23 protein-coding genes and 1 pseudogene are annotated in these 24,121 nt (G+C 68.8%); 16 read left to right on the top strand and 8 right to left on the bottom strand.

Annotation, left to right across the window (positions count from 1 at the left end; all coding sequences use genetic code 11):
* Positions 1 to 750: 750 nt before the first annotated feature.
* On the bottom strand, positions 751 to 3,411 hold the full coding sequence (locus ACFYXS_RS37805) for a right-handed parallel beta-helix repeat-containing protein (protein ID WP_389256323.1): 2,661 nt from the start codon (positions 3,409 to 3,411) through the stop codon (positions 751 to 753).
* Positions 3,408 to 4,487: an aldo/keto reductase gene (locus tag ACFYXS_RS37800; protein ID WP_389256328.1), complete on the bottom strand. Its 1,080-nt coding sequence runs from the start codon at positions 4,485 to 4,487 to the stop codon at positions 3,408 to 3,410. Before ACFYXS_RS37800 ends, ACFYXS_RS37805 begins: the two co-directional genes overlap by 4 nt.
* A gap of 168 nt (positions 4,488 to 4,655) precedes the next feature.
* Here ACFYXS_RS37800 and ACFYXS_RS37795 point away from each other — a divergent pair, with 168 nt between their 5' ends.
* From ACFYXS_RS37795 to ACFYXS_RS37760, 8 genes are all read left to right on the top strand, one after another.
* Positions 4,656 to 5,675, top strand: a complete 1,020-nt coding sequence (locus ACFYXS_RS37795; RefSeq protein ID WP_389256322.1) for a zinc-binding dehydrogenase — start codon at positions 4,656 to 4,658, stop codon at positions 5,673 to 5,675.
* Positions 5,672 to 6,433 (top strand): SDR family oxidoreductase, encoded by a 762-nt coding sequence (locus ACFYXS_RS37790; protein WP_389256321.1) that lies wholly within the window; start codon positions 5,672 to 5,674, stop codon positions 6,431 to 6,433. The genes ACFYXS_RS37795 and ACFYXS_RS37790 overlap by 4 nt, the downstream gene beginning before the upstream one ends.
* 838 nt (positions 6,434 to 7,271) lie before the next feature.
* On the top strand, positions 7,272 to 8,642 hold the full coding sequence (locus tag ACFYXS_RS37785; protein WP_389256320.1) for an ABC transporter substrate-binding protein: 1,371 nt from the start codon (positions 7,272 to 7,274) through the stop codon (positions 8,640 to 8,642).
* Between the two features lies 1 nt (position 8,643).
* Positions 8,644 to 9,597 carry a carbohydrate ABC transporter permease gene (locus ACFYXS_RS37780; RefSeq protein ID WP_389256319.1) on the top strand — a complete coding sequence of 318 codons (954 nt, stop codon included), beginning with the start codon at positions 8,644 to 8,646 and terminating at the stop codon, positions 9,595 to 9,597.
* A 2-nt stretch (positions 9,598 to 9,599) separates the two neighbouring features.
* On the top strand, positions 9,600 to 10,502 hold the full coding sequence (locus ACFYXS_RS37775) for a carbohydrate ABC transporter permease (RefSeq protein ID WP_389256318.1): 903 nt from the start codon (positions 9,600 to 9,602) through the stop codon (positions 10,500 to 10,502).
* A gap of 31 nt (positions 10,503 to 10,533) precedes the next feature.
* Positions 10,534 to 11,715, top strand: a complete 1,182-nt coding sequence (locus tag ACFYXS_RS37770) for a mandelate racemase/muconate lactonizing enzyme family protein (protein ID WP_389256317.1) — start codon at positions 10,534 to 10,536, stop codon at positions 11,713 to 11,715.
* Positions 11,712 to 12,050, top strand: a complete 339-nt coding sequence (locus tag ACFYXS_RS37765) for an L-rhamnose mutarotase (RefSeq protein WP_389256316.1) — start codon at positions 11,712 to 11,714, stop codon at positions 12,048 to 12,050. The genes ACFYXS_RS37770 and ACFYXS_RS37765 overlap by 4 nt, the downstream gene beginning before the upstream one ends.
* Entirely contained in the window at positions 12,047 to 12,883 is an 837-nt protein-coding gene (locus ACFYXS_RS37760; protein ID WP_389256315.1) for an amidohydrolase family protein, read from the top strand. The genes ACFYXS_RS37765 and ACFYXS_RS37760 overlap by 4 nt, the downstream gene beginning before the upstream one ends.
* Here ACFYXS_RS37760 and ACFYXS_RS37755 read toward each other — a convergent pair.
* Both ACFYXS_RS37755 and ACFYXS_RS37750 read right to left on the bottom strand, forming a co-directional pair.
* The gene (locus tag ACFYXS_RS37755) at positions 12,868 to 13,650 is read right to left on the bottom strand and encodes a FadR/GntR family transcriptional regulator (RefSeq protein ID WP_389256314.1); all 783 of its coding nucleotides are present in this window, start codon (positions 13,648 to 13,650) and stop codon (positions 12,868 to 12,870) included. The two genes, ACFYXS_RS37760 and ACFYXS_RS37755, sit on opposite strands and share 16 nt — an antisense overlap.
* Before the next feature lie 418 nt (positions 13,651 to 14,068).
* Positions 14,069 to 15,628: a PLP-dependent aminotransferase family protein gene (locus ACFYXS_RS37750; RefSeq protein ID WP_389256313.1), complete on the bottom strand. Its 1,560-nt coding sequence runs from the start codon at positions 15,626 to 15,628 to the stop codon at positions 14,069 to 14,071.
* Positions 15,629 to 15,657: 29 nt separating this feature from the next.
* Between ACFYXS_RS37750 and ACFYXS_RS37745 the strand changes: the two genes are divergently transcribed.
* The 5 genes from ACFYXS_RS37745 to ACFYXS_RS37725 all read left to right on the top strand — a co-directional run bounded on the left by ACFYXS_RS37745 (position 15,658) and on the right by ACFYXS_RS37725 (position 19,092).
* Positions 15,658 to 16,584: a DMT family transporter gene (locus ACFYXS_RS37745; RefSeq protein WP_389256312.1), complete on the top strand. Its 927-nt coding sequence runs from the start codon at positions 15,658 to 15,660 to the stop codon at positions 16,582 to 16,584.
* Between the two features lie 179 nt (positions 16,585 to 16,763).
* The gene (locus ACFYXS_RS37740; RefSeq protein ID WP_389256311.1) at positions 16,764 to 17,117 is read left to right on the top strand and encodes a hypothetical protein; all 354 of its coding nucleotides are present in this window, start codon (positions 16,764 to 16,766) and stop codon (positions 17,115 to 17,117) included.
* A 197-nt stretch (positions 17,118 to 17,314) separates the two neighbouring features.
* Entirely contained in the window at positions 17,315 to 17,962 is a 648-nt protein-coding gene (locus ACFYXS_RS37735) for a cysteine hydrolase (RefSeq protein ID WP_389256310.1), read from the top strand.
* 164 nt (positions 17,963 to 18,126) lie between these two features.
* Positions 18,127 to 18,450 carry a DUF1622 domain-containing protein gene (locus ACFYXS_RS37730; RefSeq protein WP_389256309.1) on the top strand — a complete coding sequence of 108 codons (324 nt, stop codon included), beginning with the start codon at positions 18,127 to 18,129 and terminating at the stop codon, positions 18,448 to 18,450.
* A gap of 207 nt (positions 18,451 to 18,657) precedes the next feature.
* Entirely contained in the window at positions 18,658 to 19,092 is a 435-nt protein-coding gene (locus tag ACFYXS_RS37725) for a VOC family protein (RefSeq protein WP_389256308.1), read from the top strand.
* Between the two features lie 68 nt (positions 19,093 to 19,160).
* Here ACFYXS_RS37725 and ACFYXS_RS37720 read toward each other — a convergent pair.
* The 3 genes and pseudogenes from ACFYXS_RS37720 to ACFYXS_RS37710 form a co-directional block, all read right to left on the bottom strand.
* Positions 19,161 to 19,751 (bottom strand): annotated as a pseudogene (locus ACFYXS_RS37720) (transposase family protein).
* Positions 19,752 to 19,855: 104 nt separating this feature from the next.
* Entirely contained in the window at positions 19,856 to 20,575 is a 720-nt protein-coding gene (locus tag ACFYXS_RS37715) for a DinB family protein (RefSeq protein ID WP_389256307.1), read from the bottom strand.
* A gap of 467 nt (positions 20,576 to 21,042) precedes the next feature.
* Positions 21,043 to 21,729: a helix-turn-helix domain-containing protein gene (locus ACFYXS_RS37710; protein WP_389256306.1), complete on the bottom strand. Its 687-nt coding sequence runs from the start codon at positions 21,727 to 21,729 to the stop codon at positions 21,043 to 21,045.
* A 264-nt stretch (positions 21,730 to 21,993) separates the two neighbouring features.
* On the opposite strand from ACFYXS_RS37710, the gene ACFYXS_RS37705 reads away from it, so the two are divergent.
* From ACFYXS_RS37705 to ACFYXS_RS37695, 3 genes are all read left to right on the top strand, one after another.
* Complete coding sequence (locus tag ACFYXS_RS37705; RefSeq protein WP_389256305.1) at positions 21,994 to 22,125, top strand: universal stress protein; 132 nt, start codon at positions 21,994 to 21,996, stop codon at positions 22,123 to 22,125.
* A 281-nt stretch (positions 22,126 to 22,406) separates the two neighbouring features.
* Complete coding sequence (locus ACFYXS_RS37700; protein WP_389256304.1) at positions 22,407 to 23,300, top strand: universal stress protein; 894 nt, start codon at positions 22,407 to 22,409, stop codon at positions 23,298 to 23,300.
* Positions 23,301 to 23,334: 34 nt separating this feature from the next.
* The gene (locus ACFYXS_RS37695; RefSeq protein ID WP_389256303.1) at positions 23,335 to 23,619 is read left to right on the top strand and encodes a universal stress protein; all 285 of its coding nucleotides are present in this window, start codon (positions 23,335 to 23,337) and stop codon (positions 23,617 to 23,619) included.
* A gap of 22 nt (positions 23,620 to 23,641) precedes the next feature.
* Here ACFYXS_RS37695 and ACFYXS_RS37690 read toward each other — a convergent pair whose 3' ends face one another.
* Positions 23,642 to 24,118 (bottom strand): (2Fe-2S)-binding protein, encoded by a 477-nt coding sequence (locus tag ACFYXS_RS37690; protein ID WP_389256302.1) that lies wholly within the window; start codon positions 24,116 to 24,118, stop codon positions 23,642 to 23,644.
* Positions 24,119 to 24,121: the final 3 nt, after the last annotated feature.

The following is a 24,121-nucleotide window of genomic DNA, read 5'->3' as shown; positions in this document are numbered from 1 at the left end:
CGGTGGCCGTCTTTCTATCCGGGGACTCACTCCAACGCCGAGACAAACACCCGCATCAGGTGGGAACCCGTACACCACTTCCAAGGACGCAACCCCACCGCGTGGTGAGCAGCCACATCGGCCATAAACCGGGCCGCCTGCGCCGGATCACCAGAGTCCCCAATGAAATAGACGTGCCAGTAGAGGGAGCTGAGTACGCCCGGGTGGTCTGGTCCGAATCCTTCAACAGCTCTGGCCGCGTCGGCGGCGGACCGGACGAGGCGCCGTCGTCGCGTGGATCCAGGACACCGGTGCACCAATGGATCGCCGGCACACCTTCCTCGAGCTGCAGCCTTCACTGGGCAGCGCACTGCTGGCCAAGCCCAGAGAAGAACTGCGCATCTTCCTGGCCCGCACCCAACTGAGGCTCCCCGAAGGGACGGAGAGCCCACGGATCGCGGCCCCGCACGACATCGAGCAGGAACTGCGAGACCTCGGCCAGCACCGGCGCGGCGTGGCCGGTGACTATCACCTGGGGCCTGTGCGCCCCCCACACCCCCCCCGGGCGGTTTCACCCGGCCCCCCCCCCGGGGGGGGGCGGGGGGGGGGGGGGGCGCCCCCCCCCCCCCCCCACGGCCGGATGGTCGACGACAGGTCACGCTCGGCGCTCTGGTCCTCACACGCGCCCGCCGCCGGACGCGGCCGTGACCTTCAGCCGGCGCGCTCCAGAACACTTCACCGGGCCTGTCGTCGACCCACCGTGAGCGGCACCTACGGCATCATCGCGGCCGTGAAGGAGCCGGAGTCGAACTGGTTGATCGCTGACTGGGTGACGTCGTGGGACGTGGAGAAGATGCCCGCGTCCTGCTTCGCCGCCGCCGAGGCCAACGTCACGGGCTGTCCGATCGGTACATAGTTGGCGCCGTCGTAGGAGTACGAGGCGCTGAACGAGGTGCCCGATCGGGTGAGCTTCACCCAGATGGGGCGGTAGATGTCGACGGTGGCGCGGGCGTCGGTGTCCAGGTATCCGTCACCGTTGGCGTCCCACTCGAACACGACACCGTTGCGGGCGGTGACCGCGACGACGGCGTATCCGGCCGAACTTCCCGCCTTGGTCATGTCGTTGCGGACCATGACCCCGGACTTGGCCCACGCGTTGGCGTCGTTGACCGACACGACCCGGGTGGACACGCTCGAGTCGGCGCCGAACGAGTCGTCCCGGTAGACCGAGCCGAACTGGTCGTCGTGCTGACCGCCGGCGCCCCACACGTCGGCGCCCGCCGCCGCGATCCCGAATGCACCCCCGCCCTGGCCGAAGTACGAGCTGACGGCCGAACCTCCGGAAGTGCGGAGGCCGGGTGCGACCGGTCCACCGGACGGGCAACCGGTGAAGCCGAACTGGTTCGCGTTGAGCGAGGTCCGGTACTGCGGTGCGACACCCGCCTGGCAGATCACGTCCCGCGCGCCCGCGGGCCAGTTGGCGCCGGTGACCTTCACGTTGTTGATCAGCTGGTTGTTGTGCGCCGCGGCGTTCGGCGTCGAGGCGCCGCCCGAGTTGTACCAGTTGTTCTGGATGACGTTGTCACTGGTGTTGTTGCGGAGGCTGTACGCGTTGGTGAAGACGAAGGAACCGCCCTGGACCACGTTGTTCTCATACGTCATCGAGCGGGAGCCCTCGTCGAGGTAGAGGCCGACTCCCGAGATGTTGAACAGGTAGTTCTTGGCGACGACGCTTCCCGGGCTCGCGGAGAGGTTGTAGACCGATCCGCCGTCGGCGAAGCGCGCCTTCGTGTTGTGCACGAGGTTGCCCTCGACGCGGTTGTCCTTCAGCGTCGTCGGCGTCGTGTACTGCGTGTTCCACTTGTAGTAGCCGCGGTCGACGTAGTCGTTCGAGCCCCCGGCGTCGTTGATGCCCCATCCGTAGCCGGTGTCGATACCGTCGTAGGGGACGTTGGAGACCTCGTTGTGCAGGATGCGGGCGCCCGTGACGTAGGTGCTGAGGATGCCGCTGTTGTCCTTGTAGTCGACCGCCACACGATTGATCGTGTTGTCGGATATCAGGATGTCGTGGTTGGTCATCCTCGGGTCGCTCGGGTGGTGCGCGTCGGGCAGCACGCCGCCGACCGCGACGCCGTGGCCGCTGTTCTCCGTGAACCGGTTGCCGACCACGTCGATGTCGCCGGCGCCCAGCCCGACCCCGGTCGCCGTGGCGTTGGCGTCGTTCCCGATGCCCAGCGCCGACTGGCCGAGGTTGGTGAACGTGTTGCCGATGAACGAGACGCGGCTGGCGGCGGACACCTGCACGGCGGCGGGCTCCTGGTACCAGCTGGTGCGCGCCCGTTCGAACATCTCACAGCCGCGCGAGCAGTTGGTGAAGGCGTCGGCGGGGCGGTAGTCGTAGGCGCCCTTGATGAAGAGGCCGTTCTGCTGGTCCGCGTACCCGTCGGTCGACGGGCCGAGCCAGGAGGTTCCGGAGAACTGGATGCCCTTGAAGGCAAGTCCGGTCACCGGCTTGTCGTACGTCCCGCCGATGCTGATCAGCGACTCCATGCGGGGCAGCTCGATGTCGAGCCGGTTGGGGTCGACCCCGTCCGCCGGCTTGTAGTAGAGCTTCCCGGCACTCGGAGATATGTACCACTGGCCGACCTGGGTCAGGAAGCTCAGCGAGTTGTCGAGGTACCAGCTCGGACCGGCCAGGAACGAGTTCTGGACGGTGTCCCAGCCCCACGTGTTGTTGTCCCACGCAGGCTGCGCCATCGTGATCGCGGTGGGGCTGATGCTCTGGACCGGCGAGTAGCGGTTCGTGAAGTCGCCGAGCGACTCGAACTCGATGCGCCCCTGGTCGGGAAGCGTGGCGAGGTAGCTCAGGGCTGGGTTCTTGATGGTGAGACCGGTCGCGGTGGGAGTGACGTCCGAGTTGGCCAGGCGGATGGCGGCGCGAGGGGCGATCACGCCGTTGACGTAGAGCTGGCGGGTGTCGAGGCCGCTGGGGGTGTCGGCCTCCCAGATACCCGAGCCCGCCGCGGACTTGGACCAGCCGTTGACCTTCGAGGCGCCGGTGACGACGGGGTGGGCGCCCGGGGCGGCGGTCCACTCGACGGTGTGGTCGCCGCCGTCGTCGCCGGGCCCGAACCGGAGGGGCTCGGAGAGGCGGTAGGTACCGTCGGCGAGCTGAACCGTCACGTCGCCGTGCTTGGCGGCCGGGCCGACAACATGCTGGGCCCGCTCCAGGGAGCACGGCTTCGACTCGCTGCAGTGTCCGGCGTCCTTGCCGTCCGGGGCCGCGAAGTACACCGTCCGGGGCGCGGCTTGCGCCTGCAGGGGAATGAGCGCTGACGCGATGACGGCGCAGGCGCCGAGCGCCGCGAGGGCGCCGGCTCTGAGCCTCCGTCGTCTGCTCATCGAGCGGGTCGAGTCTGACGTCGATGTCATGTTCGATCGCTTCCTGTGATAGGGGCGTTGATGCCCGACACAGAGTTAGCATACGTATGATGTTTGCGACAAGATTCGTGTGACGTATGACTTGTAATTCCTGAGGGCCAGCTCGTCCGGACCGGGTCCGGGACGAGTCCTGTGACGTGCAGTTCCTCCCACAGCGCCGCCGGGATCTCCGCCCGGTACCGCGCGGCATTGCTGCGCACGTGCTCCTCGCTGCGCATCCCCGTCACCACCGAGACGACGGCGGGATGGCGCAACGGGTACTGGAGGGCGGCCGCGGGGAGCTCCACGCCGTGCCGCTCGCAGACGGCGGCGATGCGGGCGGCACGTTCGACGACGGCCCGCGGCGCCGCCCCGTAGTCGTAGGGCGCCGAGCCGTCCACGGACCTGGTGCTCAGTAGACCGGAGTTGTAGACCGCCGCGGCGACGACGCCGACACCGCGGGCGGCGGCGACGGGCAGCAGGTCGTCCAGAGCCGACTGATCGAGAAGGGTGAACCGCCCCGCGACCATCACCACATCGACATCGGTCCGCCGCACGAACTCGGCGAGCATCGCCGCCTGGTTCATGCCGGCGCCGATGGCATCGACGACGCCCTGGTCCCGGAGTTCGGCCAGGGCGGCGATCCCGGTCGACGACGCCGTCTCCCAGTGGTCGTCCGGATCGTGCAGATAGGCGATGTCGAGCCGGTCCGTGCCGAGCCGCTCCAGCGACTCCGCCACGGAACGGAGGATCCCGTCGCGGCTGAAGTCCCAGACCCGCCGCTTCGCGGCCGGCACGACGAACCCGTCGTCGTCGAGCCGGTGACTCGTCTCCGGGCTGTCCACGAGCAGGCGCCCGGCCTTCGAGGAGAGGACCGCACCTCGCGGGGTGGCCGTGCGGAGGGCGTCCCCCAGGCGGCGTTCGGACAGCCCGAGGCCGTAGTGCGGGGCGGTGTCGAAGTAGCGGATCCCTTCCTCGGCCGCCGCTCTGACGGCGCGGCACGACTCGTCGTCGGTCGTCTCGGTGAACAGGTTGCCGAACTGGGCCGCGCCCAGGCCCAACTCCGTGAGCTGGTGCCCGGTGCGCAGTCCCCGGGTCGGCAGTGTCCGTTCCGTGGATGCGTGGTCGCGTGGCGGTGGATTGCTGGTCACGAGGAGGAGTGTAAATCACGAGAGCATACGTATGATGTTTCTTGCTAGGCTGCGCCGGCTGTGGGCCGGTGTGGCCCGCGACACAGCGAGGAGGAGCCGATCGGTATGTTGGCGGCAAGTTACACAGGCGCGCGCACAATGGCGGTCGAGGAGCGGGAACCGGCCGAGCCGGGTCCGGGCGAGGTCCGGATCGCCGTGGCCTACGTCGGCATCTGCGGCACGGATCTCCACGTGTTCCACGGGGACATGGACGGCCGGGTCAGCAAACCGGCGACGATCGGACACGAGATGTCGGGCACGGTCGTCGCCCTCGGCGCCGGCGTGGAGGGCTGGTCGGTGGGTGACGCGGTGACCGTCATGCCGCTCGCCTGGGACGGCACTTGTGCGGCCTGCCGTGCGGGGAACGAGCACATCTGCCAGAACCTGGACTTCATCGGCATCGACAGCCCCGGAGCGCTGCAGGAGTTCTGGAACGTACCGGCGTCGACACTCGTACGGCTGCCCTCGCAGATCCCCCTGCGGGACGCCGCGCTGGTCGAGCCCGTCGCGGTGGCGGTCCACGACGTACGCCGTTCCGAACTGGCCGCGGGCGACAAGGCGGTCGTCATCGGCGCGGGCCCGATCGGTGTTCTGATCGCCACCGTCGCCACCGCGTCCGGTGCCGAGGTCGTGGTCGCCGAGATCGACCCGACCCGGCGGGCCGCCGCCGAGGAGATGGGGCTGACGACGCTGGACCCCTCGTCGGTCGACCAGGTCGCCTGGGTGGAGAAGTGGACGGGCGGCGCCGGAGCGGACGTCGTGTTCGAGGTCTCCGGCTCGGCCGCCGCCGTGCTCGGCGCGACCAGCCTGGCCAGGGTCCGCGGCACTCTCGTGGTGGTGGCCATCCACCCGCAGCCGCGCCCCGTCGACCTGCACCGCGTGTTCTGGCGGGAGCTGAGGTTGCTCGGTGCCCGGGTCTACCAGCGCCACGACTTCGAGCGCGCCATCGAGCTCCTGGCCGAGGGCGCCATCCCGGCCGAGCAGCTCATCACGGGCATCGTGCCGCTGACCGAGATCCAGTCGGCCTTCGGCGTCCTCGAGGCCGGGCAGGCGATGAAGCTGCTCGTCGAGGTGAGCGCGTCATGAACCCGTTCGACCTGACCGGGCGCCTCGCTGTCGTGACGGGGGCCAAGCGCGGCATCGGGTTCGCCGTCGCCGAGGCCCTGGCCGCGGCCGGTGCCGACATCGTCGGAGTCTCCGCCACCCTCGATCCTGCGTCATCGGCGATCGGCGACCGCGTGCGCGGGCTCGGCCGCGCGTTCTCGGGACACCGCGTCGACTTCGCGGACCGGCAGCAGGTGACCCGGTTCGCCGAGCAACTCGCCGCGGGCGAGCGCCCGGTGGACATCCTGGTCAACAACGCCGGGACCATCCGCCGCGCTCCCGCCGCCGAGCACCCCGTGGAATGGTTCGACGAAGTACTCGAAGTCGACCTCACGAGCACGTTCGTGCTCAGCCAGGTTCTCGGGCGGCGGATGCTGGAGGCGCGGCACGGACGCATCGTCTTCACCGCCTCGCTGCTCTCGTTCCAGGGCGGGATCAACGTGCCCGGCTACGCGGCCGCCAAGTCCGGCGTGGCGGGGCTGATCCGGGCACTGTCGAACGAGTGGGCCGGACGCGGTGTGACGGTGAACGGCATCGCCCCGGGCTACATCGCGACGGACAACACCCAGGCCCTGCAGGACGACCCCGACCGGTCCCGCGCGATCCTCGAACGGATACCGGCGGGGCGGTGGGGAACGGCGGAGGACATCGCGGGAGCCGCTGTCTTCCTGGCGTCGGACGCCGCGCGCTACGTCTCCGGAACGGTGCTGCCGGTCGACGGGGGCTGGCTCGGCCGATGAGGGCAGCCTGACGGACGGGCACGTGCCGAGCCCCGGGGATCGACGGGACCGGTTCGCGCCGCGGGCGTCGGCCCACCTCCACGAGGTGGCCGGCGCCCGCGGCGCCACCCGTGCAAGGAGAGCACCGTTGACATGGGCCTCGGCCGCCTCGGTATCGAGGCGGCCCGGGGTAGGGCGAGTCGGAGTCGACGGCCCCCGGTCGGCGACTCGTTGCACGGCTCACACCACGAGAGCGTGGTTCCACCGCTCTGGAAGCACCACGTCACCGGGATCCGGTTCGCCGTGTCCGGCACGGACGTCGTGCCGGACCGGTTCACGCTCGCGCAGGGCCTCGCCGCGGAAGAAGACGCAGACCCGCTCCCACGGCCGAAAATCGCCGGGAGCGCCCGCACTTGACGCCGCTGTGCGGATCACGCCCGGCATCGCCAAGGGCAGTGCGCCTCCCGCTGCCCCACCCCGACCGTGCACCCGGACGGACACCGGCCGGTCGCCTGCCCGCGGTGGGCCGGCGCACGCGGTCGGAGACCGGGGCCGTGCCCCGGAACAGTTGGACGCCTGAACTACCCGTCTGAGCCTCCGTGTTGGGCTCCACCGCTGTGACCACGCACGACGCGGCGGCAGGGTCTCGGGGACCCCGGTGGTTCACGTCCCCCGGCTGCCGGAGGGCCGTGCCTTCACGCCCGCGGGCGACGGCAACCACCGGCGCGGGACCGCCGTTCGACGTAACCGTCAAAATCGGAACAACAACGGGCCACTCAAGGTGATGACAAACATCATACGTATGCCCTACAGTCCTGGCGCGGAGTCGTCAACGACGTCGACAAGACAAGGACATCTCATGGCCGGAATCCACACTGCGGTGCGCTCGCGCCGTAAAACGTCGACCGCCGCCGTCATATGCGCCGCAACGGCGCTCCTCACCCTCGCCGGTTGCGGTGGCGGGGGCACCGCGGCGAACGGCGCGTACGGCTTTCCCGAGGCCAAGCAGGAGGCCTCCTCGACGATCACCGTCTGGGTGGACGCGGACCGGCAGGCCGCCGCGAAGGCATTCCAGACCGCGAACCCGGACACCAAGATCAAGGTCGTCACCTACGACGGGTCGGCCAACGGGTCCAACTCCTTCCGGACGAAGATGCAGCTCTTCGACCGCGCCGGCGGTGGCTGGCCCGACGTCGTCTTCTCCAGCCAGAACAACGACGCGGCGTGGGCCAGCCAGAAGAGCGGCGGCAAGCAGGCCTTCGCGGCCGTGCTGGACAAGGGCCTGGTCCCGAAGGAAACGCTCGGCAACTTCACCGAAGGCTCGCTCAACCCCTGCACGGTGGAAGGTCGCGTGTACTGCCTGCGCAACGACCTCGCCCAAGCGGTGCTCTGGTACAACAAGACCCTGCTGGACACGTTCGGCTACACCGTCCCCACCACGTGGGAGGAGTACCAGGCGCTCGGCGAGAAGGTCGCCAAGGAGCACCCCGGCTACATCGTCGGGACGGCCGGCGACGCCTGGACGCCCGAGGTGTTCATGTGGGGGAGCAAGTGCCAGGCCAATGACGTGCCCGGCCCCAAGTCCCTCACCGTGAAGACCGACTCGACCGAGTGCAAGCGTGCCGCCTCGCTGCTCGACACCCTCCGCGACAACGGGACCGTGCCGGTGGTCAGCGTGTTCACCCCCGAGTTCCTGAAGAAGTACTCGGGCAAGGTGCTGATGATGCCGGGTCCGGCCTGGTACGCCGGCGCGATCTTCAACAACCCCCAGTCGCTCAACGTGCCGGCCGGGCAGCTCGGCGTCGCCGCGCCGCTGCCGTGGAAGGGTGAGAGCGGGGCGGTGACGGGCAACGTGGGTGGCGGAACCTGGTTCGTCTCCAGCCATTCGAAGAACCTCAAGGCCGCCGAGAAGTTCGCCCAGTTCGTCACCACCGCCGACGAATACCAGGTCGATGTCGCACCGGGTTACCCGGCCTACGCGCCCGCCGCACAGAAGTGGGTCGCCAAGCAGGAGGCGAGCAAGTACTACGCCACCCCGCTGCAGCCGGTGGTGACCGCGGCGTCGCAGGTCTGGGACGGCTGGGGCTACCCCATGTTCAGCCAGGAGGCGATCTGGGCGAAGACGATCACCCCGGGGGTCACGGGCGGAAAGTCGATCGTGGACCTGCTGCCGGACTGGCAGACGGCAATCGAGAACCAGGCCAAGGTCAACGGATACAAGGTGAACTGACATGACCCTGGCTCCTCCCAGTGGTCGGCCGGCCGTTGACGCCTCGGGGCGTCGGCGGCCGGGCCGGGGCGGCGGCCGGACGGCCGGCCGCGCCTTCGCCGGCAGTCCGATCGGCTATCTCTTCGTCTCGCCCTACGCGTTGCTCGCCGTCGTCTTCGGGATCGTGCCGTCGCTCTACGCGCTGTTCCTGGCCTTCACGAACGCCGACGGCGGATTCGCGGGCTTCGACAACTTCACCACGGTCGTCGGCGACTTCCGGTTCTGGCCGGCCGTGTTCCACGTGACCACCTACCTCATCATCTGGCTCCTCGGGCTGGTCGTGTTCGTCGTCGGCCTGGCGCTGGTGGTCCACGCCATCGGTGTGCGGTGGGTGAGGACGACCCTGCGCTTCGTCTATTACCTGCCCGGCGCGCTCGCGGGCGCGTCCAGCGTCCTGCTGTGGCTCTTCGTCCTCGATCCGACCGCCAGCCCGGTCAGCGGTCTGCTCAGGGCGATGGGGTTCGAGAGCTTCGTGCAGGTGATCCAGCCCGGCCACCTTCCGGCGATCTTCGCGATCATCGCGTTCTGGACCGGAGCCGGCGGATGGATCCTCATCATGTACGGCGCCCTCAACAACATCAGCACCGACGTGATCGAGGCCGCACGCATCGACGGTGCGAACGCCGTCCAGATCGCGCTGCGGATCCAGCTTCCGATGCTGCGCAAGTGGGTCGCGTACATGGGCGTCATGTCGCTCGCGGCCGGTACCCAGCTGTTCGTCGAGCCGCAGTTGCTCAGCCAGGCCAGCAACGCGGTGGTGCCCAACGACTACTCGCTCAACCAGCTGGCCTACCAGTACGCCTTCCAGCAGAACGACTTCAACGGCGCGGCCGCGATCTCGCTGATCCTGCTGGTCGTCGCACTCCTGCTGTCCTGGGTGTTCGTGACCCGCGGCGGCCTGTTCGAGAAGGAATGACCATGGCAGCACTCTCCGCCGCACGCCGCCGGCCGAGCCTCAGCGGGTGGAGCGGGCGGTCCATCGCAGGCGTCCTGCTCGTCGTCTTCGTCCTGTTCTTCGCCGTCCCGATCCTCTGGCTGCTGCTCGCGGTGACGAAGTCCTCCAAGACGCTCGTCGTCGCGGACCCGTTCTCGATCGGATCGTGGTCGGACCTCGTCGCCAACTGGCACCAGTTGTTCGACTTCCAGGACGGTGCGGTGACGACCTGGATCGGGAACTCCGCGCTGTACGCGATCGGCGCTCTGGTGATCACGCTCCTCGTGAGCATCCCCGCCGGCTACGCGCTCGCGCTCACGGAGTTCAGGCTCCGGCAGGCGCTGCTGGTGCTGACGCTCGTCGTCATGCTGATCCCCAACACCGCACTGGTGCTGCCCATCTTCCTCGAACTGAACAGCGTCGGCCTGATCGGGAGCCCGCTGTCGGTGATCCTGCCGATGTCGTTCTTCCCGTTCGGCGTCTATCTCACCTACATCTACTTCTCGACCAGCATCCCGCGGGACATCCTCGCCGCCGCGCGCATCGACGGCTGCAACGGGTTCCAGGTCTTCACGCGGGTCGCCCTTCCGCTGGCCGCCCCGATCGTCGCCCTGGTGGCGTTCTTCAGCTTCGTACAGAACTGGAACAACTTCTTCCTCCCGTTCGTGATGCTGCCTTCGAGCGACGGCTATCCGATCCAGGTCGGGCTCACCTCGCTCCTGGCGTCGACCCCGGCTTTCAATCCCAGCTCCGCGGGATCCGACTCCGTCCAACTGCCCACATTGGCGCTGGGGACGATCGTGTCGATCCTGCCCGTTCTGGTCGTCTTCCTGTTCTCCCAGCGATTCCTGGTCGCAGGCATGACAGCTGGAGGAACCAAGGAATGACCACTCGCACCTGCAAGGAGAACCACCGCCGATGAAGATCACCGGTTACCGCAGTCTGAGCACCGTTCACGACTGGGGCAGAATCACCGGGGACGTCAACGGTGTCCAGCCCGGCCACGCCACGCCGGTCCCCGTCCTCATCATCGAGACCGACAGCGGAATCGAGGGAGTGGGCCTCGGGGCCCACGCCGACATCGCCCGCGTCTTCCCCGCGATCGAGGGCGACGACCCGCGCTCGGTCACGGCGCTCTACGACCGCATGCTCGACTGGGTGTTCAAGGCCGGTCACTCGGGATCCACCTTCGGCACCATCGGCGCCGTCGACATGGCCCTCTGGGACATCAAGGCCAAGGCCGCCGACGAGCCGCTCTGGCGGACCCTCGGCGCCCGCGAGCGCTTCGTCCCCGGCTATGCGTCCGGTCTCGAGTACGGCCTGACCGACGAGGAACTCGTGGTCCTCTACGGCCGGTTCGCGGACCGCGGGTTCAAGGCCGGCAAGCTCAAGGGCGGCCGCGACCTCGACCGCGACCTGCCCCGGCTGGAGATCATGCGCGACGTCCTCAGCCGCAACTCCCGCCGGCCGGCGCTCATGTTCGACGCCAACGAGTCGTGGAACCACGCCCAGGCGGCCCGGTACGTCGCGGCCATCGAAGAGCGCATGGACCTCACCTGGGTGGAGGAACCGCTGCGCCGATGGGACGCGGCCGGCATGGCCTCGCTGCGCGGGAAGGTACGCGCGGCGATCGCCAGCGGCGAGAACCTGACCGGGCTGGAGCAGTACCGCCCTCTGCTCGACGCCAACGCGGTGGACATCGTGCAGGTCGGCAACGTGTGGGGGATCACCCACTTCCTCCGCGTCGCGACGCTCGCGCACGCCCACGACCTGCCGGTGAGTCCCGTCGCGTACAACGCGAACCCGGTGGCGCACGCCGCCGCCGCCGTACCGAACCTGCTGACCTTCGAAGTCCAGGACCTTCACTTCCCCGTCGGTCTCGACGTGGACCAGCAGTTCGGCGACGGAGGCATCGTCCTGGGCGATCGCCCGGGCATCGGGATCGTCGTCGACGAGTCCCGGATGTCACCGGCCGACGCCGCTCCGCCGCTGCCCGCGGCGACCGGCCCGCACATCCGGCCCGAACGCGCCGCCCTGCGGCTGGTGGCCGAACCCGACGTGATCGACGACCCGACGCACCGCGGAGACCGAACCCGATGACCCGTCGACCCGAGCGCAGGGCCTTCGTCGTGGGTGTGCTGCCCGACAAGCGCGAGGAGTACCTGGCGCTGCACCGTGCCGTCTGGCCGAGCGTCGAGCGCAAGCTCACCGAATGCAACGTGCGCAACTACAGCATCTTCATCTTCGGGGACATCCTGTTCGCCTACTACGAGTACGTCGGCGACGACCACGAGGCGGACATGCGGCGGATCGCCGGCGACCCGGATTCGCAGGAATGGTGGACGCACACCGACCCGTGCCAGGTGAGGATCGCGGAGGAGCGTGATCCCGGGGCGCTGTGGCAGCCCGTCGAGGAAGTGTGGCACCTCGCATGAGCGCGGGCATTGACGCCCATGTGCACCTGTGGAACCGGGCCGTGGACCCGCAGGACTGGATCGACCCGGAGACCATGGCGCCGATCGCCCGCGACTTCGGCGCCCCCGATCTGAGCGGGATGCTGGACTCGACCGGTCTCGACCGTGCCGTGGTGGTGCAGTCGAGCAACAGCCTCGACGAGAGCATCCGGCTGGCCGGGCTGGACTCGTCGGCCGTCGCCGGCCTCGTCGCGTGGGTCGACCTCGCGGCGGAGGTCGGACCTCAGCTCGACCGGATCCGCGAGAACGCCGCTGTCCCCGTGGTCGGAGTGCGGCATCTGGTCCACATCGACCCGGACCCGGAGTGGATGACGCGCGAGGATATCGGTGCGGGCCTCGCCGTCCTCGAGCGGGAGGGCCTCTGCTTCGACCTCGTCGTGCGTGAGTGGCAGCTCCCGCAGGCGACCCGTCTGGCCGCGCGCCACAGCGGCCTCCGCTTCGTGCTCGATCACCTGGGCGGTCCGCCCGGGCCCGGGCAGGACAGAAGCATGTGGGCGGCGCGGCTGCGGGAGTTCGCGCGGCAGCCGAACGTCGTCGCGAAGGTCTCGGGACTCACGTCGGGCCTCGCCCCCGGATCATGGCGCGCGGACGATCTCGCCGCACCGGTGATGATCGCTCTGGGATACTTCGGCGCCGACCGTCTGCTCTACGGCTCCGACTGGCCGCTGGCCGAACTCGGCGGCGGAGCGGCGCCCTGGAAGTCCGCTCTGGAGACGCTGCTGGAGGGACTTTCCGCCTCGGAACGCGCGCGGGTGTTCGGCGCCAACGCCGCCGACGTCTACTCGCTGTCCTGATCGAGCGCCCGGCCGCGCGCCTTCGGCGCGTGGTCGGGCAGCCGGCGGCGCTCCCACGAGACGTGGATGTGATCGTGCATCGCCTTCTGGGCCGCGGCGACGTCCTTCCTGGAGATGGCATCCAAGATCGCCGCGTGTTCCTGCAGCGTCAGCTCGACCGCGTCAGGGGGGTTGATGCCCTGGTAGCGGCTGGACTCCACGGCTCGCTTGTACAGATGCTTGGCGATGTTCTCCGCCAGCCGGTTGCCGGAGATCTCCATGAGCGCGTAGTGGAACACCACATCCGCCTGCCGGAAGGAGTCCGTCTCGGATTCGCTTTCACGCATCGTGGTCAACGCGTTCTCCAGCCTCCTCAACCCATCTGCGCTGCGAGAAGCGGCAACCGCGCCCGCCATCGCCGACTCGAGGCTCGCCCGCACGATCGTCAGCTCGTCGAGGACACCGAGCGTCGCGTCGTTGTCGATCAACGCGGACAGCACCACCGGATCGAGCATGTTCCAGTACCCCGGCGCCCGCACCTGGGTGCCACGACCCTGTGAAACGATCACCAGGCCCTTCTCCTCGAGCCGCTTGACCGATTCACGCAGCACCGTGCGACTCACGCCGAAGTGTTCGCTCAGCGGACCCTCCGGGGGCAGCAACGCGCCCTCCTTCAACTGGCCCGTCACGATGAGGTCGACGAGCTCGGCAACGACTGCGACACCCAAGCGGCCGGCGGGCAGGCGTGGCGGGAACAGACGGTTTGAGGGCTGCGACTCGGATGGCATACGTATGACCTTATCGCTCGATCAATCTGCGGTCGAAGAGGTTCCTGGTTCACGAGATGTCGTCGACGTTACGTCCTGATCGCGGAGGCGTTCCCGACGGACCAACTCGAAGTCGCACAGGCCGCGAGCCGGACATGGGTACGCGCGTGAACGCCTCCCCGGAAGGGGGGCACTGCTACACCGACGCACCCGGCGTGGGGTCTCGGTAGGCCTGGCATATGGTCCGTGGGTCTCCGCCGGCAGCACCGGAACAAGGCGGAACCGGTCTCTCGCAAGGGATCTCATCCCAGATCGGAGGCAAGGCATCCACCCAAGGCACGGACAGGCCACCTGACCAGCAAGCGCCCGTCACAGCCTGCCCGACGAGCCATCAGGTCGGGGCCAATGCGCCGGCCGCGTATCGGGAGTTGCCCAGGCGTCAGGGAAGAAGCCCGCGCAGGGCGGCACCGATGGTGGCGATGCCCTGCTCGATGTCGTGAGCGGGGCCCGCCGCGTAGCCGAGTACCAGGCCGGGCGGACCGGGGCCGATGCGGTGCCAGGAGAGCGGATGTACCTTCACACCCCGGTCGAGGGCGGCCGCGGCGAGGGCACCGTCGCACAGCCCGGGTTCACGGGCGCCGCCGGACGGGTCGCCGAAGGTGACCATGAGATGCAGGCCGGCGGCTGTCCCGTGCACGTGGGCACCGGGGAGGTGCTCCTCGATGGCCTTCAGCATCACGTCCCGGCGTCGGCGATGGCGCCTTCGGACATGGCGCAGATGCCGTTCCAGCTCGCCGGAGTCCATCAGCCGGGCGAGGACCAGCTGAGTGAGGACGCCGTTGCCCAGGTCGGCATACCGTTTGGCCGTCACGACGGCGTCCAGTCGGTCCGGCGGTACGAGGAGCCATCCGATGCGGAGTGCGGGCGCGAGCAGTTTGGAGACGCTGCCCGCGTAGCAGACCCCCTCGGGCATCAACGAGCGCAGCGCCGGTACCGGCGGCCGGTCGTAGCGGTGCTCGGCGTCGTAGTCGTCCTCGATCACCACCCCGCCCTCGGCGGCCCAGCCCAGCAGCTCTCGCCGGCGTTCCCCGTCGAGGACGACACCGGTCGGGAACTGGTGGGCCGGGGTGAGCAGCACCGCCCGGGCGCCACTGGCACGCAGCGCACCGACGTCGAGGCCACCGGCGTCCACACGGATGGGCACGACCTGGTGGCCTGCGTACTCCAACTGCTGGCGCGCCCCGAGGGATCCGGGGTCCTCGACGGCGATACGCCGGACGCCGTCCGCCAGCAGAAGCCGCGCGAGCAGGCTCAGAGCCTGTGCCACACCCGCGACCACCACGACCTCGTCGGGGTCGGCGCGGATGCCACGGTTCCGCGCCAGCCAGCCCACGACCGCCCGGCGCAGGGCGGGCGCGCCCCTGGGGTCGCCGTAGCCGAAGTCGCCCGGGGCGGCCTCCGCGAGGACGGCACGCTCGGCACGCAGCCACCCGGCGCGCGGGAAGGCGGCGAGGTCGGGGACACCCGGTGACAGGTCGATCCGGCAGGGCATGGCCCGCAGCACGTCGACGACGCCATCTCGGTCGCCCGGGTCGAAGATCGCGGCCCCGGATCCGGGTCCGGTCCCCGGCATGTCTTCTGCGCGTCCGGGCGGAGCCGCGGGAGCCGCCACGACGACCGTCCCGAGTCGGCCGCGACCGGCGATCTGTCCCGACTCGGCGAGCCGCCGGTAGGCCTCGGTGACCACGCCCCTGGTGACGTGCAGTTCCTCCGCCAGGACCCGGCTGGCGGGCAGCCTCGCTCCGACGTACAGCCGGCCGTCGGTGATGGCGGACCGCAGTTGGTCCGTGAGCCAGGCGGTGCGCCCGCCTGCGGGTACCTGGCCGATCTCCAGTTGCAGGAAGTCCGAGCCCGGTGAAGGACCGCGGTCCGGCCCCTCGTCCGCTGGGTCCTCCGTCTGTTTGGACCCCTCCACCGACGCCTTTGTGGACCTGTCCATGAGTCCATTGTGCGGGCAGCGTGAGCGGTATGCACACACCTTCCGCTCCCCTCGCCCAGCTCGTGCCCGGCATGCTCGGGATGGCGCTGGTCGGGAGCAGCGTTACCGTTTCGCACACCCTCGTGGACGCCCCGCTGTTCACCCCGCAGGCGGTTCGCTACGCGATCGCCACGGTGATCCTGCTGGTCGTCGCCCGGCGGGCCGGTAAACGGCTGGTGTGGCCGCGAGGACGGGAGTGGCTGTGGCTCGCCGGGATCGCCGTCACCGGTCTGCTGCTGTTCAACGTGGCCGTGGTCCGGGGCGTCGGCCATGCCGAGCCCGCGGTGGTTGCCGTCGCGGTCGCATGCGTACCGGTGGTCCTCGCGGTGGTGGGCCCGGCGCTGGAACGGCGCAGGCCCAGCCGGCAGCTGTTGTTGGCGGCCCCGGTGGTCGTGACGGGAGCGGTACTGGTGGAGGGAACGGGTCGCTCCGACGCCGTCGGGGTGGCGTGGGCGGCGCTGGCCCTGGCCTGCGAGGCCGCCTTCACCCTTCTCGCGGTACCGGTCCTGCGGCGGCACTCCCCGTGGGGGGTGTCCGTGCACGCGATGTGGATGGCCGCTGCGCTACTGGCCGTTCTCGCCGCGACCTCCGAAGGTCCGTCGGCGGTAAGGGAGTTGACCGGAACCGAGTGGGCCGCCATCGGCTATCTGGCGTTGATGGTGACGGCGGTCGCCTTCGTCCTGTGGTACTCGACGGTCCGCGCCGTCGGATCCGGGCGGGCCGGACTGCTGACCGGCATCGCGCCGCTCGCCGCGGCGGCCGTCGGCAGCATCTCGGGCAGCGGCACGCCCAGCCCGTCGGTATGGCTGGGTATCACCGTGCTGATCCTCGGCCTGGTGCTGGGTCTGCGCCCGCACCACGCCCCTGCCGCGCAGGTCGTACGAGCGGACCCGCCCACCTCCGCACGCTCCAGGTAGCAGCTGACAACAGCCTGCCGGGAGCACGTTGCAGGCATCGCCGGACGGCATGGACGGACGTGGGCCCCGCCCGGTTATCGGATGCCGATTGCTCGCGACGTCACGCGATCCGGCGAGACCGCCCGTTGCCCCGACCTATCAGCTCTCCCCTGGAACGGCCGAAGGGCCCTCGCCGAGCGGTGTCCGCGGTCTCCACGCGGATCACCGCCGTGTGGACCTTCCGCTCGGCGCGTGCAGCCGGCGCCACGCCGGCGACGCTGCCCCTGTCAGTGATCCGCTTCTCACCGGCACTGGCTTCCCACAGCACCGCCAGGGCGGGCCGCACCGTCTCCGTACCCTTCGCGATCCAAGGCGCAGGCACCGCCGCGACCGCCAAGCACCTGGACTGCCAGGTCCAGGTCTCCTGGGACCGCGGCAAGACCTGGCACCCGCAGGCCGTTCCCACCTCGGGGATGGCAGGGACGACGACCGAGGTGCAGCAATTCAGCGATGCAGAACGACCCGCGATGGGGCAAAGTGGGCGGGGGGAATGATCGAGACAGCGCCTCCTCAGGGCACACATACCGAAGGTGAGCGCGGCACTCGAGTGCTGTCGCTTGGGGTCAAAACAATCTGCCGCACCGGCTCAGGAAGAGACCTCGCGTCACCGACCGGAATGTCCTCCGGAAGGACATCCGCTGTACCGAATATTGGTCACACCAGCGGTGCGTTATCGCGTGAGGAGCGCCAGGTGGAAATCAAGAAGACCGACACGGCGGTTGTGTTCATTGACCCACAGAATGACGTGCTGAGCGAGGGCGGAGCGAACTGGGACGTGGTGGGAGCGAGCGTCACAGAGAATGGGACCGTCGAGAATATGGAGAGAATCTTCGAGGCGGCGAAGGCGGGCGGATATGAGGTCTTCATCTCGCCCCATTACTTCTACCCGACAGACAACGGATGGCGAATGAACGGGCCGCTCGAGACAAGCGAGCTCGAGACCCACACGTTCGCACGGACGGGACAGCTCGATCTCACTGGGTTCCGAAACTCTGGGGCAGACTGGCTGGACCGCTTCAAGCCCTATATCGAAGACGGCAGAACGGTGGTCGCCAGCCCGCACAAGGTATTCGGGCCGGAAACCAACGACCTGGTACTGCAACTGCGCAAACGGGGAATGCAAAAAATCATTCTCGGCGGGATGCTGGCGAACATGTGCGTTGAGTCCCACCTGCGCCACCTCATCGAAGAGGGATTTGAGGTCGCCGTGGTCAGGGATGCAACAGCTGGACCCCGACACCCGGTCTGGGGCGACGGCTATCAGGCAGCGATCATCAACTATCGCTTCTTTGCCCATGCGTTGTTGTCGACTGACGAAGTACTCGATGGAATGCACTGAGGAGTTCGCAGCCGGGAAACAGGGATCGCGTCCGTCCGATAATAACTCCAGCTCGTCGGTAACCGGTGCTCGGAACGAAGTGTCGGCAGCAACAGAGGTTGCGGACCACAAACGAGCGAATTCCGGTCGGCGCGAGAGGGGATACTGTGGAGTTCCATCCAATCGTGGAGCTCGTCGGTCGAACCGTTGACGCCGCGGGCGTAGCCATCATAGCCGTGGGAACGCTCTTGGCGACCGTTCTCGCGGCTATCCGACTCAGTCGCCGACAGGCGGGTGTGTACCGCGGCTATCGCCGTCGCGTCGGTCGGTCGATCCTGCTGGGGCTGGAGTTCCTCGTAGCCGGCGATATCATCCGTACAGTCGCCGTCGCACCGACGTACGCAAGCGTCGGAGTGCTGGCCGTGATCGTGGGCATCCGCACCTTTCTCAGCTTTTCTCTCGAGCTCGAGATCACCGGGCGGTGGCCATGGCAAAAGCCAGAGGATTGACGCTGCACAAATCCGCCTAAGGGCTGTGCCGTAACTGATCTTCGGCACGCAGCTACGCGCCAGGGTTGCGTCGTTCTCGTGGCTTATTCGATTTGATCACCTTGTGTCCGGTCCAGACCAGGTTTCGGCGGGGTTGACTCGACATCCCGACGGCGCGGGGATCTACCTGGGGAAGGGGCGGCGAGGCGCCCTTGGTACGGTGCACCGATGTCAACGATCAAGCAGTTCCAAGTGACCTTCGACTGCGCGGAACCTGCGCGCCTCGCCGCTTTCTGGTGTGAGGTGCTGGGGTACGTCGTACCGACGGTCCCGGAGGGCTTCGCCACGTGGGAGGAGTACCACCGCTCGCTGCCGCCCGAGGAGCAGGTGATCTACTTCGCGTGCACTGATCCCTCGGGTGTGGGTCCACGCCTGCTCTTCCAGCGAGTTCCCGAAGGCAAGGTCGTCAAGAATCGGCTGCATCTCGACGTGCGGGCCGGTATCGGGCTCGTGGGTGAGGAGCGCCTTGCCACTCTTGAGGCCGAGTGCGCACGACTGGTCGCGCTCGGCGCGGTACATGTGCGAACGATGCGTGCCGACGGCGAGAACGAGTCCTGCATTGTGATGCAGGACCTTGAGGGCAACGAGTTCTGCCTCGACTGAGTCTCCACCGCGACTGGTAGGCGGGGAACCGTTTCCGGTGGACCTCTCAGATCCCGCATGCGGCGGGGTCATCCCGTGAGTGCGAGGCTGCGCAGGCGGGCGACACCGTGCATTGCGTGGTGCACGCCCTCGCCTCTCAGGCGGCAGTCGCGCAGGATCTTCCAGGTCTTCATACACGCGAAGGCATGCTCGACTCGGGCGCGGACCTGCTGGTGGGACTTGTTGTGGTCGCATTTCCAGTCGGAGAGTTCCTCTCCCTTGCGGCGGCGGTGCGGCATCACAAGCCCGGTTCCTGGGTGCCGCCATCGGCGATGGTCATCGTGCTGCCGACAGCGGCTTTGGCGTCGGACTCCGCCCAGGCCCGGCCCGGCAATCGTTGCGATTGCCGGGCAGCGGCGATGTCGTCGATCACTCGGTCCGCAGCCGACTTCGACACCCCGAACAGCGGGGCCAGTCGCCGCATCGTCGAATTCGTCCGCCAGCACGCGGCGACCAGCAGCACCCGATCCTCCAGCGACAGCTTCCACGGCCGCCCCTGGGCCGGGGCGTCGGCACCCTCACGACGCAGATGTGTCACCAACTTGCTGAAGGCGCGTGGGCCTGGGCCCGGCAAACGGGGCTGTCCAGGACGACTCTGATGCCGTGATCACACCTGACACAGTCAAGATCATCGCAGGGCAAGATCACTTACGGGACAGCCCTCAGCGCCGCGCGGACGGTCAGCGATGCCCGCATCCGCAGGATGCTGAGTCCGTAGCCGGACCTACTCGGCGTCCTGTGCCTCGATCAGGTCGAGGTCGCGGACGCAGAAGCCGTGGTGCTCGAAGGTCTCGTTGAGCACCGTGCCGAGGCACTGCCGCACCGAGCGGCCCCGGGCGTACGGCGGCCAGACATCGTCGTCGGGCACCGGCGCTCGCGCTGCGAGCTGCTCAGCGGTGACCTCGTCGAGCCAGGCCTCGAGCTCGGCGGCCTGTGCGTCACGCACGCTCACGATCTCGTCGAGGGTGGGATCGAGCGTGAGGTCAAGCCCGTGCGCTGCACGGTAGGGCTCGACGGTCGTCCCGATGCCCATCGGCGTGAACAGCTCCGTCGAGCCCAGGCAGCAGCGGCGGAACCACGAGTCGTGGACGAAGACCAGGTGGCGCATCGTCTGCACCGCCGACCACTCGTCGTTCACGCTGCGGCGCTCGATGCCGGGCGTACGGCGGATTCGCTCGATCGTGGCGGCCCAGTCGGCATGGAGCTGACGCGATGCCTCGCGCAGATCGGCAGGGTCCTCGGAGCGGATCAGCACCCGCACCGGATGACGCCGGTCGAGCTCTGCCTCGACGTACTCGGTGACCTCGACCCCGTTCACCACGAGGTTGGTGATGAGCCCGTCGATCACGGCATCCTGCATGACGACGCCGATCAGGCGTGCCCCGGTCAGATCGCACTCGCGGAACTCCACACCGTGCAGATCCTCGTCAACATACCGCGTCATGCTCCGCATACTAGGTCCGGGCACCGACAAGCCGGCAGCCCCGGCTTGATTCGGCTCTTCCAGGTCCTGACCGAGCCCGAAGAACGCGCAGCGCCGATCTGCGCGGCGACCTCGACTCCACGAGCGCCCCGCTGTGGCCGCTCGTCCGGGCCGACGGCACGGCCGACCGCGTCCTGCGCGCCGAGATGCGCCGCAGGAGATTCAGCAGCGGTTCTTCGCCACGCCCGGATGCCCGGGCCCGCGCAGCGGATCAAGGAGCTGATCCAGGCGACCGAGCGCGGACCTGTCGGCGGTGGAATGCAGGGCTCCCGGGGGAGCCGGCCACCGATGTCCCGGCCAAGTCTGCGATCTTGCACCCTGGCTCGTCAGAAACGTCATCCGCTGCGCAAGGGGATCGATGAGGCTACGGCTCATTCTTGCCGAACGCCGGTGGCGGGCTGATTGCTCGCGTCGACGCGTCGAGCCCGTCAGGAGGTCCGAATCACTCGCCCAGTCACCTGCGTGGGATTGATGCGGACCCACAGGTCACGTTTCCCGCCGGCCCATGGGCCCGTCGCCACCTGCTCGGACAGCTGACGTATGACGCCAGGATCGTCGACGTGCTCGACCCTGCCGACGGTCAGGATGCTCCATCCCGAGCTCATGGCCTCGTCGACGTGATCGACCTCGAAGGCGACCTCGGTTCCCGGCGCAGCAGCCGTCACCGCGTCGGGATCCGTGCGGTAGACGATGGTGCCGGCAAGCACGGTGTAATTGACTGGTAGGACCACTGGCCCCTCCGAAGTGGCCATCGCGACGCGGCCGACTCCGTGCGTGCCGAGCCGATCCCGGCACTCCTCGGGGCCAAGTTTTTGAAGAACCGGATGGCGTGCGGCGGAGCCCTGCCCTGGAGGCTCAGCAGCGGTTCCCTCGAGTAGTTCGTCGGGCGTGGTGCGCAAGGCGGCGGCAATCCGCAGGAGGCCGGCAGGGTCGAAATCGCTGCTGGCTTCTTGTAGAAGTTCCAGATAATGGGGAGACATGCCTGCCCGACGCGCCACCTCCTCACGGCTGATTCCGAGCATCGCGCAACGTTGCGTCACACGACGAGCCACGTCGCCCGGCTGAGGTTTGGGCGCGCCGGCAGGTCGGTGGGAGGGGGTGGGGTTCTCGCTCACGGCTCTGCACCTCCTACCGTCGAGGATGTCACCGGCGGCGGTCGCGGTCCTGTCGGCCGAGGGTTCGTCGACAGGCCGCTCTCAGGTCGGATGGCGCGATCGCGATTTCCCGGCCTGTAGCAGCTCACCCAGCGTCCCCTTGGGCGGCCGCAGGATCTGGCTGACCGTTTGCGGCCCGCAGCCCCCGACGACAGGAGGACTGGCGCGTGCAGTGAAAATCCCAGCTGAGAGGCTCGGGCGAAGCCGGCCGCTTCCACCGCGGACATGGTTGTTGTGGCCGCGCACCGCCGTGCAGGCGGGCCCCGCATGCGGCTGGGTCCCGTCACACGCGCCTTGCTGCACGGTGCCCACCGCCCGGTGGCCGTCGTCCCGGTTCCGGCGCCGGGACAGCCGTGACGACGCCGGCATCGGTCGGGCCGTGACCGAGACACGGCGGGACGACACGGCCGGAGTGGCCGATGCCAACGGGCACGGTGGTGGGGGAGTCGGCCGGAGAACCCGCGCAACCGATGGAATTGTGGGCGGACTCCCGTCCGACCGCCGTCGCGGCGTGGTCCATTGGATCAGGCGGCCGCTTCGGGACCCAGCCGTCCCGAACACGGCGTGCGAAGGCCGGTCCCGTGGCCGAGGTGATGCGGCGATGGTCCCATGGGAACCACTGCACCGTGGAGGTAATGATGACGGGTTCACCAGGTCACCGGCCCATCGTGGTCGGTGTCGCCCCGGAACCGGCGCGCCGGTCCGCGCTCACCTGGGCGGTCGACGAGGCCGCGCGGCGACGGCTTCCCCTGCTCCTGCTGCACGCCCAGGGTGTTCCCACGGGCGGATATCGGACGGACGAGGTCCTGCCTTCCTGGGAGCAGTGGAACGAGGCCCTGCACACGGCGGGGGAGCAGTTGCTGGCCGAGGCCGTCGCGTTCGCCGAGTCCCGGCAGCCGGACGTGAAGGTCTCCGCACTGCTTGCCGAAGGCGATCCCGTCTGGGTCCTGCGCGAGCAGGCCCAGGACGCCGCCCTGGTGGTGCTCGGCTCCCGGCATCCGGCCACCGCTCAGGATCTTTTCCACTCTGCGTCGGTCACGCTTCCGGTGGTCGCCCAGGCCCGGTGTCCCGTGGCGGTGGTACCGGAATCGGAAGCCACGGGGCAGGCGCAGACGCATTGGGTCGTCGGTGTGGACGGCAGCGCCCATTCGGCGGCAGCCGTGGACTTCGCCTTCGACGAGGCATCCCTGCACGGTGTGGGCCTGCACGCCGTATACGCCTGGCACCCCGCGCTGCTCGGCAGCCTGAACAGGGCCGCGGCGGAGGAAGAGGCACGGCAGGCACTGGCCCAAGCGGTGACAGACCCCGCAGCCGGCCATCCGGACGTGCACCTCCGCCAGGAGGTCGTACGCGGTCACCCCGTCCAGGCACTCACCGACGCCTCGGCCCACTGCAGGGGACTGGTCGTCGGCACGCGAGGACTCGGCGGTTTCACCGGCATGCTGATGGGCTCGGTCAGCCAGGGCGTGCTCCACCACGCGCGATCACCGGTCGTCGTCGTACCGCACACCGACGGGAAGAGCAGCGATTAGACCCCATGCCACCCACGGTCGCGCGGGCGCGCCGATGGGGGCGTCGCCGACAGGAGGCATGGTGAACACGCGGCAGGACAACAGGCCGCGGATCGTCGTCGGTGTCGACGGTTCACCCTCCTCGAAGGAGGCGCTCGCCTGGGCGGTACGGCAGACGTCGCTGGTGGACGGAGTGATCGACGCCGTGATCGCGTGGGAGTATCCACATGTGGTTCGCGTTCCGCAGTTGCCCGGGCGGAGACTGACGGCACGTAGCCCCATGGCGGCATCCCGCTGTCTGTCCGATCCGCACTGTAGCGAGTCGGACTTGTCTCCGTGATCTCATGGCGTGGCGCCGGGAGTCAGAAATTCTTCGCGGCTGCTGTTATCGCCTCGCGGATGCGGTGGTACGTGCCGCAGCGGCAAATGTTGCGGATCTCGTCGAAGTCCGCGTCTCCGATCTCGTGGCCGGCTGCCCTGGCCTGCCGCACTTTGGCGACGGCGGCCATGATCTGCCCCGGCTGGCAGTAACCGCACTGAGCGACGTCGTACTCCAGCCACGCCTCCTGCATGGGGTGCAGGTCCTTGCCGACGGTCGCGGGCAGGCCTTCGATGGTGGTGATCTCGTCGGTGGGCGCGAGGTCGCCGATCGGGACGCTGCAGGGATTGAACGCCCTGCCGTTGATGTGGCTGGTGCATGCCTGGCAGACGCCCAGCCCGCAGCCGTATTTGGGACCGGTGACGCCGAGGACGTCGCGCAGCACCCACAGCAGTCGTACGTCGTCCTCGACGTCGGCCGTGACCGGCCGGCCGTTGAGGATGAAGGTGTGTCGGGGCACGGG

It is taken from the genome of Streptomyces sp. NPDC002574 (genome assembly GCF_042889545.1).
In the GTDB taxonomy this organism is placed as follows: domain Bacteria; phylum Actinomycetota; class Actinomycetes; order Streptomycetales; family Streptomycetaceae; genus Actinacidiphila.
The sequence above is the reverse complement of the archived record's forward strand: the minus strand, read 5'-3'. Positions and strand labels throughout refer to the sequence as shown.